This is a genomic window from Vibrio sp. R10-SF1-ISO8 (genome assembly GCF_059833805.1).
Genome location: NZ_JCBDHL010000010.1, coordinates 412630 through 427980, shown reverse-complemented (window position 1 = coordinate 427980; position 15351 = coordinate 412630). Strand labels below are relative to the sequence as shown.

Below are 15351 nucleotides of genomic sequence, written 5' to 3'. Positions count from 1 at the left end.
AAAAATACGGAAAGATGATCAAGGGAGATTACCTTGATCATCGTTTCGTAGCAATCAGATAACCTGCTGAATTTTAGGCAAAAAAAAGCGAGCTCGGAGAACTCGCAAAATATTCAGAATGAATGTAACAATATGAGCCAATCTATCAGGGATAATCCTATCCCTCATTCATCAGAAAGGACAAAAGGTTGTCTATTCGGGATAAATATTATCCAACTGCTCCTGAGCCAATGTCAGTGCACTGTCAGGGGAATGTAGTAGCTCTGTTCAATAGCGCAAAGAATGTAACAAGGTGTATATCAGCGTAAATAAACACAAAAAAGCCAGCGTTTGAATCGCTGGCTTCATATCTTGCCCTAATTGATGGCTTAAACTGCCACCTCATCTAGCGCTCTGAACACAGTTTCGTCTAGGTGACCTTCAAAAACTTGTTTACATACCTTACGACGAACAGCCAAGCCCGCAATTAAGCGCTCAATAGACAAATGCTTGTTCTCACTTTGACCATTGTAGAGCTCTACCATCTTGCTTAGCGTCTCGTAAGGAATCGCCTCTTGACCGACTCGGAGGTAATCAAGCTTGTCAATCAGCTCCAGACACTCTTCTTGAATTGAGCTATGGGAATGCCCTGTCATAGCGGCTAAAGCCGATATAGAGCGTTCTAGAGCCTCTGAGGAGGTATATTTGGATAGAGTAATGGTAATCTCATCCGCATTGATCTCAACCAGGTGCTTACGTTGCTTAACACGACGGCCTAACTTACCGCGCGGTGAACGCTCTTTGCGTTGGATTGGCTCAAATTCACCATCGATGATCTGAGACATCTCTTCAAGCTGCTGTTTTGACACCATTTCGTTACGAAGCGGGTTTGGCAAGGTTGGCGCCATATTACGCTTACCCGCATTGGTGGTTCGGGCGCGCGAGTAACGCAACACTTCTTCGGCATCACACTTGATATCAAATTGATAATCTTTGACTTTGCCATTTTCGATCATTGCCGAGATCGTTAGGTGGTAACCCCAAAGATTGACCAAAAACAGATCTTCGGTGCCCTTGTCTTCAGCTAGTCTTTTCAACTCGCGGATCAAATCCATCGAGAAGCGACGCCATTCAATATTTCGCGCCAGTTTCTGGTTCAACTCACTCAGTAACATCACATCTGAATGACGGCGAGACATACGGCTGCGGAAGTAGCTATACAACTGAAACACTAATGTGTGCTGCTTTAGAATTTCAGGCGGAAACAGGAAGAAATAATCGCGCGTAAGCAGTTCTTCATAGAACGACGGCTCCCAAACTAGGATGTATAGGTTTGGTTTAATGCGAATTTCGCCGTCAGCGCCCTCTGTGGGGGCTTCTTCCGATGCGGTAATGGTACGGGCCAAAAATCTAAAACGATCGCTCTTAAAGCCTTCTGGCATGTTCTCACTAAGCCATCGACCAGTCAGCTCGTGCAACTGGAAGTCAGTAAACTCAATTCGATCAATACTGTCACGAATAGAATCACGAGCCGGACCACTGTCTTTTTTTCCACGCAGGGAAAGAATATCGGTGATGTACAGTGGGGTTTTATTCGGCACATGAGTACCATCTAACTGATACTGATGTTGGTGATGTTCATGATATTGCACCGTCAAAGTGAACAGCGCGAACAAGGTCATCAGATCATCAACCGTCATAATATTTTTAGATGATCGTGTTTCGATCACAGCGCGTGTACCAGAGATCGACACCATGCTCTTTTGGTAGCTTTTGCGGGTACGTGGTGGCGCTAAGGCTTGATCTATGATGCCTGCCCAGTTGGTTGGTGAAACCACAAACTGATCTGCTTCATCTTTCATTGCTGGTGGCGTGTTTAGCCCGTGCTCATTCAATAATCGTTTATTGACTTGAGTTTGCGCCAAAGCTTTTGAGCGTTTCTGTTTCTCGGTTTGTTTAACAGACTCTGTAACCAGACTCGTTGCACCTAAAACGGAGATTAGCTGATTGGGGTTCACGAAACGGTGCAGCATGGTTTTTCCAGCCAGACCCTCTTCAAATCGAACAGGAACTTGCTGAAAAAGACCAATATTGACGGCTGCACGTAACCTTTGCTGGATAGCTGCGCGGGTTACTTGACCATCAGTGGCATCAATCAGTTCAGTTGTAGAAACTAATCCATCTTTGCTGCTAAAGCCTCTTAGGGAGATAAGATTAAGAAGTTCGACGATACTTTTGGTAACGCCTTTGAAGTGTTGATACTGCTCTATCCAATTAACAGCAACTTCAGATACTTCAAATAAGTGTCCATCTTTGTGGCTTCTTGGCGCTTTGATCAGTAGTTTTTCGTCTGAGCTCATTATTAGATCCGTGTCACACTAGCCGTAATATCGCTATAGTTCCGAAAGAATAAAGAAAAAAAGATCATAAATAAAGAAAAAATTATTGCTTTTAAATAACTGATCTTTTTGATTAATCTGATCTTAATTGATTATATGATCTATTGATCCGGGCGTTCTGACGTCTGTAAGTGTATGTACATAAAGAGATTTTTTTAAAACCTTTGGAAAGCATGATCATGATAACCCCGAAAGCATGATCAATAAGTCTTTGAAAGCATGATCAAATATTACTAGAACGATGATCATCATTAATTCGAATCTATGATCAACGTGCCTATGAAAGCATGATCATCAGCCCTACACACTTTATCCACAGGACCAAGAATAACTGTTTGAGATTGACGACGAAACCTTCTCTTTTTCCTGGCCTAACTTCCGAAACAATGATCAAGGAAGACGGATGTAACAACGGGTATTGATTGTTATCTGAACAATATCTTTAGTTGAACGACAAGTCGTCTATTTTGCTGTGCTTTTATCGCTAGTCTTCATTGTTTCGAAAGCATGATCAAGTAAATGACATCGTTCCTGCATTGATTAAGTTGTCGTTCAACAATTCGTTCTCTTAATGCCTTGTCGGCTCTTATCTCTTAGTCCATCTGCATTCGTCCGTAATTCGATGGTATTTTTTCATGCTTCCGGTAGATAGTGTTACTTGATCATTGTTCCGATCTTTGATCATTTGTTTAGGATCTAGAATCCCCTTGTTTCCGAACTGAAATTTCCTTGATCATCGTTCCCTAAGTAGTCAAAGTTACCGAAAGCATGATCACCATGCCTTCCTTGATCATTGTTCCAGTAAAGTTCTAGCGCGGTGTATTTCTAGCATGAACGAATTTAGCTACTTGGGTGGAGGCTTTTTCATTTTGCTGCGCGACTTAAGTCAAAATTGCACCAACCGTAAAATAGAGCTAATTCTTAATCGTTCCGGAGAGTTAACTGATTAGATGCATTTACTATTATTTTTACATTGTAAATAAGTGATGCTGTAACACTTTTATTGTTGTTAGACTTTAAGGTTGTTATAAAGAACTTTTTAACAATGATTTGACCTGTTTTTGCTCTTTGACTTTAAAATACATGTCGTATTTCTATTTAATGTGATTAATATCTATAATTGCATGTTCACCTTTTTATTGTATGTTGTGCAAAGTGCTGTACAATAATCATCGGGTCACTACTAACGGAATTTGGCAAATGAAACGAGAACATACGATTGAGAGTCTCATTCAGCTAGCAGAAAAAACAGCTCAGGTTCAAGCTGATCGTATCGAAATAGTTTTGGAAGAACGCAGCGATGAGCATTTTCCTCCAATGTCGAAAGCGTTGATGGAAACGCGTTCGGGCTTAACTCGACGTAAATTGGATGATGCAATTAGCAAGCTTGAAGAGTCTGGCCACCAATTCACTAAGAATAATGCCAACCATTATTCAATCTCTTTGCAAGAAGCGCATATGTTGATGGATGCGGCGGGCATCCCTAAGTTTCATGAGCGTAAGAAGAATGGTGACAATAAGCCATGGATCATCAACGTACAAAACCAAAAGGGTGGTACAGGTAAGTCGATGACAGCGGTACACCTTGCGGCTTGCTTAGCGCTGAATTTAGATAAGCGTTACCGTATTTGTCTTATCGATTTAGATCCTCAAGGGTCACTACGTTTGTTCTTAAACCCGCAAATTAGTCTGACCGACCACGACAACATCTATTCAGCCGTTGATATCATGTTGGATAATGTGCCAGAAGGGGTGGAAGTCGATAACGAGTTCCTACATAAAAATGTCCTGCTGCCCACACAGTATCCAAACTTAAAGACGGTTTCTGCTTTCCCTGAAGACGCGATGTTTAACGCTGAAGCGTGGCAACACTTATCGCAGAATCAGTCTTTGGATATCGTGAAGCTGCTGAAGGAAAAACTGATCGATCAGATTGCTGACGACTTCGATGTCATCATGATTGATACTGGCCCACACGTCGATCCACTGGTATGGAACGCTATGTACGCCTCAAACGCGCTACTGATTCCGTGTGCTGCGAAGCGTTTGGACTGGGCATCAACGGTTAACTTCTTCCAGCATTTGCCAACTGTGTACGAAATGTTCCCAGAAGATTGGCAGGGTCTTGAGTTTGTTCGTCTGATGCCGACTATGTTTGAAGATGACAACAAAAAGCAGGTCGCAGTATTAACCGAAATGAATTATTTATTAGGTGATCAAGTAACGATGGCGACTATTCCTCGCAGCCGCGCTTTTGAAACATGTGCTGATACCTACAGCACGGTATTTGACTTGACGACAGGCGACTTTGAAGGGGGTAAGAAAACCCTAGCGACTGCGCAAGATGCGGTGCAAAAAAGTGCATTAGAACTTGAACGAGTTCTGCATAGTCATTGGTCATCATTAAATCAGGGGTAATTAGAAAATGGCAATTAAAACTTCAGATTTAAACGCGAGATTATTTGGCAAGGCGAATAAGCGTCATGTCACTACACCGCAAGAAGCGCAACAAGCGGCGAAAGAACAAGCTCAGGTGATTGAACTTGCCGTTGCTGGTGAAGAGAAAGTTCAATTCGAATTAGTGCGTATTCCTGTTGAAAAAATAGGTGAGTCAACGGTTGTATTTGCAGAAAACGCTCGTGAGCAGTCGTTCTTAAACGAACATGCGTTATCAGATGTATTGGTTACGTTGAAAGAGCGTGGTCAGCAATATCCAGCAGTCGGTCGTCGACGTGAAGATGGCAAGATTGAAGTCCTTGATGGTAGTCGCCGTCGCATGTCTTGTATTCTTGCAGACAAAGAGTTCATGATTTATGTCGGAGAGAATATTAGCACTGAACACGCTAAGTTCTTGTCTGACGTCGCGAACGCTCATAAACCTTTGTCTTTGTATGAGAAAGGTCGCGAGATGCTAGCTAAACTGGAAAGTGGGGAAGCTGAAGACCAAAAAGCTTTAGCCAAGATGTTCCAGTGCAGTGAAGCACTAGTGAGTGGCGCACTCAAAGCTGCTGATCTTCCGCTTGAACTTCTACAAGCTTACCCAAATGTGGCTGAGCTGGGCCGCCCAACAATCGTTAAACTGCATAAGCAATTTAATGCTATGGAGTCAGATAAGCAGAGCAAACTTCTCAATAAGTGCAGCTCAGATGAAGGTTTTGTTTGGCAGCGTACTCAATCTCAAGGGGTGGCTCGAATCACTAAAGAAGTGACAGAAACCATCGAAGCTTGGATTGAAGAGCTATCACCAACTAAGAAATCCGCCGTGGCTAAAACAGAGTTAGTGAAGGGTCGCGCTAGCTATACCCGCAAAGGCAGCAACTTGACGTTAAACTTGAAAAAGGTTGATGACACTTTGATGCAAGAGTTACTAGACCTAGTTGCGAAGAAGCTACACTAAGTCATCACACTCATTTATTAAGCCGCTATTTGCGGCTTTTTTTATGCCATAATATCGCTAACTCCAATCCTATCGTGCTTATGAGTTTATGACTGCAATCAAAGACTATTTTTCCAACTTGCTCGCGTTGTCCGCTAAGTCTAACCATCGCTATGGTGTTGTGTTACAAGGTAGTGAGCATTGGCAGAAGCAATGCCTCGATACTCTTTTTTCTTTGGTTGTTGGTAAAGACATTTTCTTGCTTGGGGGCGATTGTAATGATGAGGTGGAAAAACAAGTCGGCTTCAAGAAGGGTCATCAGCTCTTAGGGCAAGAATGCCTATTGTTGTGCTGTGATTTCCGGGAAGGGTTTGACGCTAATAGCTTCACTGCTGCAACAGGTTGTGTGAAAGGTGGTGGGCTGGTGATCATTCTACCTGAGAAAACCAGTAGCCCAACGCTTGCCCAAACATGGTTAAACAATGCTTTTCACAATCTCATTGTGGTTGAAGAGGACGGCAAGTTATCAATGCCTCCGTGCAGTGAAAACCAAGCTCATGAAAAGTTTGAACAGCAAAACCAGGCTATTGAGAAAATCCTTAAAGTCGTTGAAGGGCATCGCAAGCGTCCTCTAGTGATGACCGCTGATCGTGGCAGAGGAAAAAGCAGTGCTTTGGGTATTGCTGCCGCGAAACTGATGCAAGAACGGTCTATCCATATCGTGGTGACGGCACCAAGTTTAGCGACCGTTCAGCCAGTTTTTGAGCATGCTCAACGGTTGCTACCTCAAGCAACTGCTGATAAAGGCCGTCTTCAATTTCAGCAATCAGTGCTAGAGTTTGTTGCGCCGGATGAACTGCTTCGCAGCCAGAAAACGTGTGATTGTCTGTTTGTCGATGAAGCGTCAGCTATCCCCATTCCCATGTTGAAGACTATGGTTGAACAGCATCATCGCGCTGTTTTTTCGACCACGATTCATGGCTATGAAGGATGTGGCCGAGGCTTTAGTGTTAAATTCCAAACATGGCTAAAGCAACAACGTCCTGGTGCTCGGTTTTTCCATTTGGATGCACCCATCCGTTGGAGCGTGGGTGACCCGCTTGAGCAATGGCTCTTTGATACGTTCCTATTAAATGCTGATTTGGCCGATGTGAAACAGCAAGCTTCGTCGAATCAACTTATCCAGTTAGATAAGCGAAAGCTCGTCGCTCAAGCTTCGATTCTAAGAAGGTGTTTTGCTTTATTGGTGAATGCTCATTATCAGACCTCTCCCAATGACTTAATGCTGTTACTTGAAGATGATGCGATACAGCTACATGCGATATTGGAGGATGACCAATGTCTAGGTTGCATGCTCACAGTAGAAGAGGGGAGGTTATCTCCGGAATTGGTTGAGCAAGTTCAGTTAGGTAAGCGCCGCCCACGAGGACATTTAGTGCCAAGTTTATTAGCCAATCAACTTGGCGTGACTGAGGCCGCTTTGCAGTCGAGCCAACGAATTATGCGCATCGCCGTTCACCCTAGTATGCAAAGAGCAGGTATCGGCAATGCTATGGTCAAGCAACTTATCCAAAGCGGTCGTTACGATTTTTGCTCCACCAGCTTTGGTGCCACTGCGGAACTGATTCATTTTTGGCGTAGCTGTGGTTTTTTTCCCGTTAAGCTAGGCAGCCAGAGAGAGCAGGCGAGTGGCACTTATTCAGTCGTCATGCTAAGCGGTGACATTGATTGGGGGCATCAAGTCGAGGGTTATTTTGATCTCTCTTTCCAATATGCTGTGAGTGAAACTTACTGCGAACTTGAGATTGAACTTGTCCGTAGTTTACTCGCAAAAGATAATGCTTCCGTTGAAAAGCCTAAACTGAATAGCCTAATAAAAAACTATTGCAACGGGGGAGCGAGCTTTGACAGCGTAGTTCCATTGCTCGATCTATGGTGGAAGAACTCGCCGCATGTATTGGATACCATGAGTGACTTTTTCATTCGAAAGGTTGTTCAACGTAAAGACTGGCAATGGTGCGCTAGAGAGTTCGGTTTTGCTGGGAGTAAGCAGGCAGAACAGGAGTTTAGAGCTCAGCTTCTTACCTCTATCATTAGTAATAGTTACGTTGGTAATTAAGCTGCCCAAATTTACACTGTAAAACAATGTTGGCTGCGGCCATGAAAGTAAGAATTTACAGTGTAAACAACTACTTTTTTACACTGTAAATTGAAATCACGCCTAACGCTGTTCATCAGAACTTGGCTCATCCATTGGAAAAAAATCATAATTTCCTAAAACAATGCAACACTATGTAATTATCTAAAAAGTAAAGATAATCTCCTGCAACTTTAAATCTATCAACAAAGACTCATCCATATTCCGTATATAAGCAACTTGCGAATTAATGATTCCTTCCTACACTCATTCTTAAGCAACATGCTTAATATCGGCTAGGAATAATAACAAAGTAGTTAAGGTTGAAAACATGGAATGTTTGTTACCTGAGTCATTAGATATCTCAACGGTACTCGACTCCGCGACCCAATACAAAACTTGGCTTGCTCAAGACAATCAACTCAATATAGATGCGTCACATGTCAGCCGCGTTGATGCTGCTGGTATTCAGGCTCTGGCGTCATTATTCCTCTCTGCCAAATCCAATCAGATAGACATTCAATTAGTACAACCTACTCCGTCACTGATCGAAGGTATTAGTACACTTGGACTGGATGATCATTTTGATATGAACACCGAAGTTGGAGAACTGTAAATATGACTAAAATTCTAGCTGTGGATGATTCCGTCTCAATTCGTCAGATGGTGAGTCACACTTTGCGCGACGCAGGGTATGACGTTGAAACTGCAAATGATGGAAGAGATGCGTTAAGCAAGGTGACAACAGCCAAATTTGATGTGGTGATATCCGATGTCAACATGCCAAATATGGGAGGCTTTGAGTTAGTGAAGGCGCTGCGCGAAAAACCACAATACAAATTTATCCCAATTCTGATGCTGACAACAGAAACCAGTACAGATAAAAAGCAACAAGGTAAGTCAGCGGGAGCAACAGGTTGGTTAGTGAAACCGTTTAATCCAGATACGTTATTAAAAACACTAAAACGCGTAATCTAAACGGTTTCTTCTCACAGCAACGTCAATTGGTGAGGCTACAATATGGCTTTAGATATGGAACAGCTGCGCAAGATGTTTTACGAGGAGTGTCGTGAAAATCTTGAAGTGCTTGAAGATGTACTACTTAACTTAGACCCGGCTCAGGTAGAAGAAGAGTCAATCAACACCATATTCCGTGCAGCCCACTCGATTAAGGGAGGGGCAGGGACGTTTAACCTACTTGATATTAGTGAGTTTACTCACAACGTCGAAGCCTATCTCGATTTGGTGCGCAACAATGAGCGTTCACTTTCCGCTGAAACGATCGACCTATTGCTTAAAAGTGGTGACTGTATTCACAGCATGCTCGAAGGTCACGAGTTGGGTAACGAAGTTAACGTCGCGCTAAAAGAAGAAGTCGGAGTTAAGTTAGCACAGTTGCTCAGTGAGGCGCCATCAGAGACAGTCGATGTTCAATCCGAACAGAATCCAGCAACTAGTAGCAAGGGTTCGAATCAACCTTGGAAGATCACCTTCTCTCCTCACCCTGAAATGTTTTTTAGTGGCAATGACCCATTACGTATTCTCCGTGAATTGAAAGAGTTAGACGAGTCTTGTCAGATCTTTGTAGATACGACAAAACTTCCAGAAATCGATGACATTGAAGCCGAGCTGTGTTTCCTTGCTTGGACTGCTAGTTTAGATAGCAGCGTTGAAGAAGCGCAAATCCATGAAGTGTTCGAATGGGTTGAAGATGAGTGTGACCTAAAGATTGAGCAAACACCGCAACTGCAGCAAGAAGAACAGTCTTCAGATCTTATCGAAAATGCCAAACAGCAAAGTAAAGCTGAGGGCGTGGTAAGCGCTACTCCCGAGGTAGTGAATACCGCACAAAGCAAAGAACCGAATAAATCGACTAAGGTGGCTAAGTCAGACTCCAATGTAAGTTCAATTCGCGTCGATATCGATAAGGTCGATAGCTTGATTAACTTAGTCGGTGAGCTCGTCATTACACAATCTATGCTGACTGAAATTGGTAACGACTTCACCATTGAAAAGCTAGAAAAACTCAAAACCGGCTTAGATCAGTTGCTGCAGAACAGCAAAGACTTACAAGAAAATGTCCTCAATATCCGGATGTTACCGATGAGCTTTGCTTTCAGTCGTTTTCCACGCCTTGTCCGCGACTTGTCGAGTCGATTGGATAAACAAGTGGATCTACAAATTAAAGGCGAGCAAACCGAATTAGACAAAACCGTTCTAGAGCGAATTGTCGATCCTTTAGTTCACCTAGTTAGAAATGGTATCGATCACGGCATCGAACAACCCCAGCAGCGCCTTGAAGCAGGTAAGAGTGAAATGGGGACTATTGAGCTCAACGCCTATCATCAGGGGGGCTCGATTGTCATTGAAATTAAGGATGATGGTGCGGGCCTAAATTGCGACAAGCTGTGGAACAAAGCACTCGAAAAAGGCGTACTTGCTGCGGAGTCTCGCCGCGAAGAGTATTCCGATAAACAAATCATGAATCTGATTTTTGCCCCTGGCTTCTCTACCGCAGAAGAGGTTTCTGATATATCCGGTCGCGGCGTCGGCATGGATGTCGTGCGCCGAAATATCGAAGAGCTTGGTGGGCATATTGAAGTGGAATCTGCGCTTGGTGCGGGGAGTTGCTTTACGATTAGTTTGCCATTAACCCTTGCCATTCTTGATGGACAGTTAGTCAGAGTGGGTGGTGAAGTGTATGTGATCCCACTCCTTACGATTGTTGAATCGATTCAAATTGATCCCAACTGCATCAAGCTCGCCTCTGGAGGAATCGAACTTTATCGCCTCCGTGAAGAAAACATTCCAATTCTTCGTCTTCAAGATGAGCTCGAAATGGGCAATAGCGAAGGCTTAGAGCAGCGTATTCTCTGTTTTGTTGAAGCGGCTGGTAATCGAGTTGGCTTATTACTTGATGAATTACTTGATCAGCAGCAGGTGGTCATCAAGAGCTTGGAGTCCAATTACTGCAAAGTCGCGGGTATCTCAGGTGCGACCATTTTAGGGGATGGCTCGGTATCGCTTATTCTCGATATTCAGGGGCTGATCACCAACTTCTTAAAAAGAGCCTCCGAAACCACTCACAAAGGCGTGGCAGCTTAAGGAGCGAGCATGGAAGCAGTGACAAGCGAAGTAACCAATATTCATGACATGTCAGATGCTGCGAAGCAGAACATAGAAGCCCAGGCAGAAGTACTCTTGGACAATGTTAGTGGAGAGGTCAGCGAAAGTGCCGACTTCCTTAGTTTTAAACTCGCTCACGAGTTGTATGGCGTAGAAATCAAAGATGTGGAAGAGATTCGAGTGTGGGAGCGTCCAACCCCAATACCACGAGCACCTCAATATGTTCGAGGGGTGATTAACTTACGCGGAATGATTGTCCCTGTGGTTGACCTTAGGTTGAGGTTCTCGGTCGGATCTAATGAATACCGCCCTACAACCGTTGTTATTGTGCTTCGCTATAGTGATGAGGATCAGGATCGCTTAATGGGGCTTGTGGTTGATGGAGTGAGTGATGTTGTCAGTCGTGGCGACAACGACCTGTATCCAGCTGTTGGCGAGTCTAAAGTAACGCCTTACCTACAAGGTTTGATCAACGTGGGCGAACACGTTATGTCACTGCTCGATACTGAAGAACTGCTCAATATAGACCGAATTCTGAGGGCTGAATAATGATTATGACAGAAGAGTTTCTCAGCTTCGTTTTAGAAGAAGAAGAGTATGGTGTGCCGATTTTGGATGTCCGAGAGGTTCGCGGTTGGAGCTCTGTTCGTGAAGTGCCAAATTCTCCAGAGTACATGAAAGGCGTGCTAGAGATTCGAGGCGAATACGTTCCTATCGTCGATCTAAGAATGCGTTTTGGCTTGTCTCCGGCACAGATTAGTTCGACGACGGTAGTCATCGTGCTAAATGATTCACATAAACACCCGCTTGGCATCATTGTCGACGGAGTGTCAGAGGTTTACCCGTTAACGGAAGAACAAATAAAACCTTCACCACATGTCTCTACTAGCGTCGATCACAGTTACGTGCGCGGCATAGCATCGGTGACTAACGGGCATTTAATACTTATTCATTTGGAGGCTCTCTTTGATGTTGCCGAGCTTCCTGTACCCAGCCAAGAGGAAGAGAGTTGGGCCTAATACCAAGACGGGTGTGGTCTATTCGTTTTGGTAATACACGTCAGAAGAAGCAACCAGTGAGGGAAAACTCATGGCATTTTGGAATCGGAAAACAGCGCCTGCTGCTCAATTTGAAGCGCCAACGCAGGACACACTAACTGAAGAATTTGAACCTGAGCATGAACAAGGTGTCACCAAGGAACAGCTTTTCTCTGCATTAAATGCAGCGCAAACGGCTTTGATGATGATTGACCGTGATTTCAATATCACTTATCTCAATCAAAAATCAGTCGATCTGCTGAAAACTCATGAAGCCTTGTTTCAGTCAATTTGGCCCAACTTCCGCGCTACGGAAGAGTTTCTATTAGGCTACTGTATTGACTTGTTCCATTCTAATCCAAGTCATCAGCGTCAGATGCTGTCTAACCCATCCAACCTGCCGTATACCACCAACATTCAAGTCAAAGATGTTCTAATTGAGCTTAACGTCGGCGCCATTATCGATGCTCAAGGGAACTATGTCGGTAACACTCTTGAATGGTCTGACGTTACCGAGAGTGTGAAACGAGACAACGAAATCTCTCGCTTACAAGCGGCTGTTAACCAAGCCCAAACCGCTATGGTGATGATTGACCGAGATTTCCAAATTACCTACGCAAACCAAGAGACTATTACTCTGTTCAAAAAACACGAGGCGACAATGCGAACGGTCTGGTCTGGGTTTACTGCTAGTGAAGAGTGGCTGATGGGACGCTGCATTGATGAGTTTCATCGCAATCCTGCTCACCAGCGCCAGCTTCTCGCTGATCCCAGTAACTTACCATACAGCACAGATATCACCATTGCGGATATAAAAATTGAGCTAAACGTTGCCGCTATCCATGATGCTCAGGGGAGTTATATTGGCAACACTCTTGAGTGGCGTGATGTGACGGAAGAACGTGCTCAAGAAGAAGAAATTGGTCGTTTAGCCTCAGCTGTTTCTGGAATGACAACGAACCTAATGATGGCGAATAAGGACGGTATCATTACTTATCTTAATCCCGCCTTACAAAACCTATTGAGTAGTCGTGAAAGAGATCTCAAAGAGGCACTCCCTGGTTTTGATGCCAGTAATCTCGTCGGTAAGAACATTGATGTTTTCCACAAGAATCCTGCTAATCAACGTAGCATCATCAATAATCCAGACAGACTTCCTTTCTCATCAAATATCGCTGTGGGTGGGTTGGAGTTCAATCTAACCTGTATCGCAATGCGTGATGGTGAAGGTAACTATATTGGGCCTGCGCTCCAGTGGGTTGATATTACCGAACAGCAAGATGGGCAGCGCCAAGTCGAATCACTGATTCAGAAAGCCATTGCAGGTGAGTTGAATGAGCGTATCGATACCAGTGTTTACAATGGATTTATGAAAGAGTTAGGCGATGGGATCAATAACCTGTTAGACACCATGGTGACACCTATCGGGCAATGTATTGATGTGATGAGTCAAGTTGCCGATGGCAATCTCAATACCACGATGCCAGAAGATAATACCGGTGAGTTTGCTCGACTTTCTAATGCGGTGAACACCTCAATCCTTAACTTGAGGAATATGGTCGATAAGATTACTCAATCTTCTGCTCGAGTTGCCACGGCATCTACAGAGATTGCTGAAGGTAATAATGACCTTAGTCAGCGAGTTGAGGCTCAAGCTTCTAACTTAGAAGAGACTGCGGCAAGTATGGAGCAGATGACGGCGACCGTTCGTCAAAATGCAGACAACGCGAAGGGCGCGAATGAGCTGTCTGATGATGCGGCGAAGAAAGCTGGTAAAGGCGGTGAAGTCGTTGGACAGGCTGTCTCCGCCATGGCTGAGATTAATACCGCTAGTAAGAAGATTGCTGACATCATAGGCGTTATTGATGAGATTGCGTTCCAAACCAATCTACTGGCCCTTAACGCTGCGGTAGAGGCTGCACGAGCGGGTGAGCAGGGTCGAGGTTTCGCAGTTGTTGCGGGAGAAGTTCGCAATCTAGCGCAGCGCAGTGCGGCTGCGGCGAAAGAGATTAAGGGCTTGATCAAAGACAGCGTTGAGAAAGTCGATGAAGGTTCTCGCTTAGTCGACGAATCCGGTGAAACTCTTAACGAAATCGTTGAAGCGGTACAGAAAGTGACAGAGCTGATTGCCCAAATTGCTTCTTCAAGCCTTGAGCAATCGACCGGTATTGATGAGATTAATCGCTCTATCACCACCATGGATGAGATGACTCAGCAAAATGCTTCACTGGTTGAAGAAACTTCAGCGGCGAGTCAATCGCTCAAGGATGAAGGTAAAGAGCTACTCCACCTAATGAACTTTTTTGCCACTGACAATAACGTCACCACATTTGAGTCAAAATCCAAAGATAAGGGCGGGCGCGATACCAATATCCGTGAGATTCGAACACCGAAAGTGGCGAACTCAAGCTTCAAGCTTGAAGAGGATGGAGACGAATGGGAAGAGTTCTAGCTCAAACTGAGAGTGCGGTGCCAGACAACGAAGAGTTCGAGCTGACTGGAAAAGACTTCAAGTTTATTCAGTGGTTTATGCACAAGAATGTTGGCATCTTCTTCTCGGATCGAAAAAGAACCATGGTATATGGAAGGATTAGCCGTCAGCTTAGGCGGCTAGGCCTTAAGCGTTTTAGCGAATATCGGCAGATTATAGAACAAGACCCTCAAGAGCAGGTTAGCTTTATTAACTGCTTAACAACCAATAAAACGCAGTTCTTCCGTGAGTATCATCACTTTGAGTTTATCGAGAAAGTTTTGATGAAAGAGTGGCGCCAACAAGGGGTGAAAAGACTTAAAGTTTGGTCAGCAGGGTGCTCTACGGGGGAGGAGCCCTATAGCTTAATATCATCCTTACATTGGGTGAATGCGCTATCCCAGTTTGACGATGTAAGCCTCACTGCCACTGATCTCGACACCAAAGTTTTGGCGCATGCAAAAACGGGTATTTATAGTGATGAGGCTATTGCAAGTATACCCAAAAAATATCTTAAACCCTGTTTTGTTCGGGGGGTAGGGCAGCATCAAGGTAGTATTAAGTGCAAAGCTGGCCTACAAAAAAGAATCAACTTTCATCGGTTGAACTTACTTGAAAAGTGGCATTTTGAAGAAAAGTTTGACCTCATCTCATGTCGTAATGTGATGATTTATTTTGATAGGCAAACCCAAGAAAAATTAATTCAACGTTTTCATCAGCAGCTAAAACCCAACGGGGTACTGCTTTTAGGTCATTCAGAGGGTGTGCCTGCGAGCTTAGATATTTTCCATCATCTAGGACATACCATTTACGTAAAAAAGTAGGCG

Annotated in this window: 11 protein-coding genes; 10 read left to right on the top strand and 1 reads right to left on the bottom strand. The window is 44.1% G+C overall.

Annotated features, from left to right (window positions below; all coding sequences use genetic code 11):
• Positions 1-368: 368 nt before the first annotated feature.
• Positions 369-2339 carry a replication initiator protein RctB domain-containing protein gene (locus AC6R00_RS07540; protein WP_272787769.1) on the bottom strand — a complete coding sequence of 657 codons (1971 nt, stop codon included), beginning with the start codon at positions 2337-2339 and terminating at the stop codon, positions 369-371.
• Between the two features lie 1239 nt (positions 2340-3578).
• On the opposite strand from AC6R00_RS07540, the gene AC6R00_RS07535 reads away from it, so the two are divergent.
• The 10 genes from AC6R00_RS07535 (at position 3579) to AC6R00_RS07490 (ending at position 15348) form a co-directional block, all read left to right on the top strand.
• On the top strand, positions 3579-4796 hold the full coding sequence (locus tag AC6R00_RS07535; RefSeq protein ID WP_004746316.1) for a ParA family protein: 1218 nt from the start codon (positions 3579-3581) through the stop codon (positions 4794-4796).
• Positions 4797-4803: 7 nt separating this feature from the next.
• The gene (locus AC6R00_RS07530; RefSeq protein ID WP_500639902.1) at positions 4804-5775 is read left to right on the top strand and encodes a ParB/RepB/Spo0J family partition protein; all 972 of its coding nucleotides are present in this window, start codon (positions 4804-4806) and stop codon (positions 5773-5775) included.
• A gap of 88 nt (positions 5776-5863) precedes the next feature.
• Entirely contained in the window at positions 5864-7873 is a 2010-nt protein-coding gene (locus tag AC6R00_RS07525; RefSeq protein ID WP_500639901.1) for a tRNA(Met) cytidine acetyltransferase TmcA, read from the top strand.
• Positions 7874-8222: 349 nt separating this feature from the next.
• Positions 8223-8507 carry an STAS domain-containing protein gene (locus AC6R00_RS07520; protein WP_500639900.1) on the top strand — a complete coding sequence of 95 codons (285 nt, stop codon included), beginning with the start codon at positions 8223-8225 and terminating at the stop codon, positions 8505-8507.
• 2 nt (positions 8508-8509) lie between these two features.
• Positions 8510-8869: a response regulator gene (locus tag AC6R00_RS07515; protein WP_500639899.1), complete on the top strand. Its 360-nt coding sequence runs from the start codon at positions 8510-8512 to the stop codon at positions 8867-8869.
• A gap of 42 nt (positions 8870-8911) precedes the next feature.
• Positions 8912-10996, top strand: a complete 2085-nt coding sequence (locus AC6R00_RS07510; RefSeq protein WP_500639898.1) for a chemotaxis protein CheA — start codon at positions 8912-8914, stop codon at positions 10994-10996.
• A 9-nt stretch (positions 10997-11005) separates the two neighbouring features.
• Positions 11006-11566, top strand: a complete 561-nt coding sequence (locus AC6R00_RS07505; protein ID WP_500639897.1) for a chemotaxis protein CheW — start codon at positions 11006-11008, stop codon at positions 11564-11566.
• On the top strand, positions 11566-12036 hold the full coding sequence (locus AC6R00_RS07500) for a chemotaxis protein CheW (RefSeq protein WP_494504076.1): 471 nt from the start codon (positions 11566-11568) through the stop codon (positions 12034-12036). Before AC6R00_RS07505 ends, AC6R00_RS07500 begins: the two co-directional genes overlap by 1 nt.
• A 70-nt stretch (positions 12037-12106) precedes the next feature.
• The gene (gene aer2 / locus AC6R00_RS07495) at positions 12107-14506 is read left to right on the top strand and encodes an aerotaxis transducer Aer2 (RefSeq protein WP_500639896.1); all 2400 of its coding nucleotides are present in this window, start codon (positions 12107-12109) and stop codon (positions 14504-14506) included.
• Positions 14491-15348: a CheR family methyltransferase gene (locus tag AC6R00_RS07490; protein ID WP_500639895.1), complete on the top strand. Its 858-nt coding sequence runs from the start codon at positions 14491-14493 to the stop codon at positions 15346-15348. The genes aer2 and AC6R00_RS07490 overlap by 16 nt, the downstream gene beginning before the upstream one ends.
• Positions 15349-15351: the final 3 nt, after the last annotated feature.

What these genes read in the sequence shown, in the direction of transcription:
- AC6R00_RS07540 (WP_272787769.1), bottom strand. Translation starts at nt 2,339, where the DNA reads ATGAGCTCAGACGAAAAACTACTGATCAAAGCGCCAAGAAGCCACAAA.
- AC6R00_RS07535 (WP_004746316.1), top strand. Translation starts at nt 3,579, where the DNA reads ATGAAACGAGAACATACGATTGAGAGTCTCATTCAGCTAGCAGAAAAA.
- AC6R00_RS07530 (WP_500639902.1), top strand. Translation starts at nt 4,804, where the DNA reads ATGGCAATTAAAACTTCAGATTTAAACGCGAGATTATTTGGCAAGGCG.
- AC6R00_RS07525 (WP_500639901.1), top strand. Translation starts at nt 5,864, where the DNA reads ATGACTGCAATCAAAGACTATTTTTCCAACTTGCTCGCGTTGTCCGCT.
- AC6R00_RS07520 (WP_500639900.1), top strand. Translation starts at nt 8,223, where the DNA reads ATGGAATGTTTGTTACCTGAGTCATTAGATATCTCAACGGTACTCGAC.
- AC6R00_RS07515 (WP_500639899.1), top strand. Translation starts at nt 8,510, where the DNA reads ATGACTAAAATTCTAGCTGTGGATGATTCCGTCTCAATTCGTCAGATG.
- AC6R00_RS07510 (WP_500639898.1), top strand. Translation starts at nt 8,912, where the DNA reads ATGGCTTTAGATATGGAACAGCTGCGCAAGATGTTTTACGAGGAGTGT.
- AC6R00_RS07505 (WP_500639897.1), top strand. Translation starts at nt 11,006, where the DNA reads ATGGAAGCAGTGACAAGCGAAGTAACCAATATTCATGACATGTCAGAT.
- AC6R00_RS07500 (WP_494504076.1), top strand. Translation starts at nt 11,566, where the DNA reads ATGATTATGACAGAAGAGTTTCTCAGCTTCGTTTTAGAAGAAGAAGAG.
- aer2 (WP_500639896.1), top strand. Translation starts at nt 12,107, where the DNA reads ATGGCATTTTGGAATCGGAAAACAGCGCCTGCTGCTCAATTTGAAGCG.
- AC6R00_RS07490 (WP_500639895.1), top strand. Translation starts at nt 14,491, where the DNA reads ATGGGAAGAGTTCTAGCTCAAACTGAGAGTGCGGTGCCAGACAACGAA.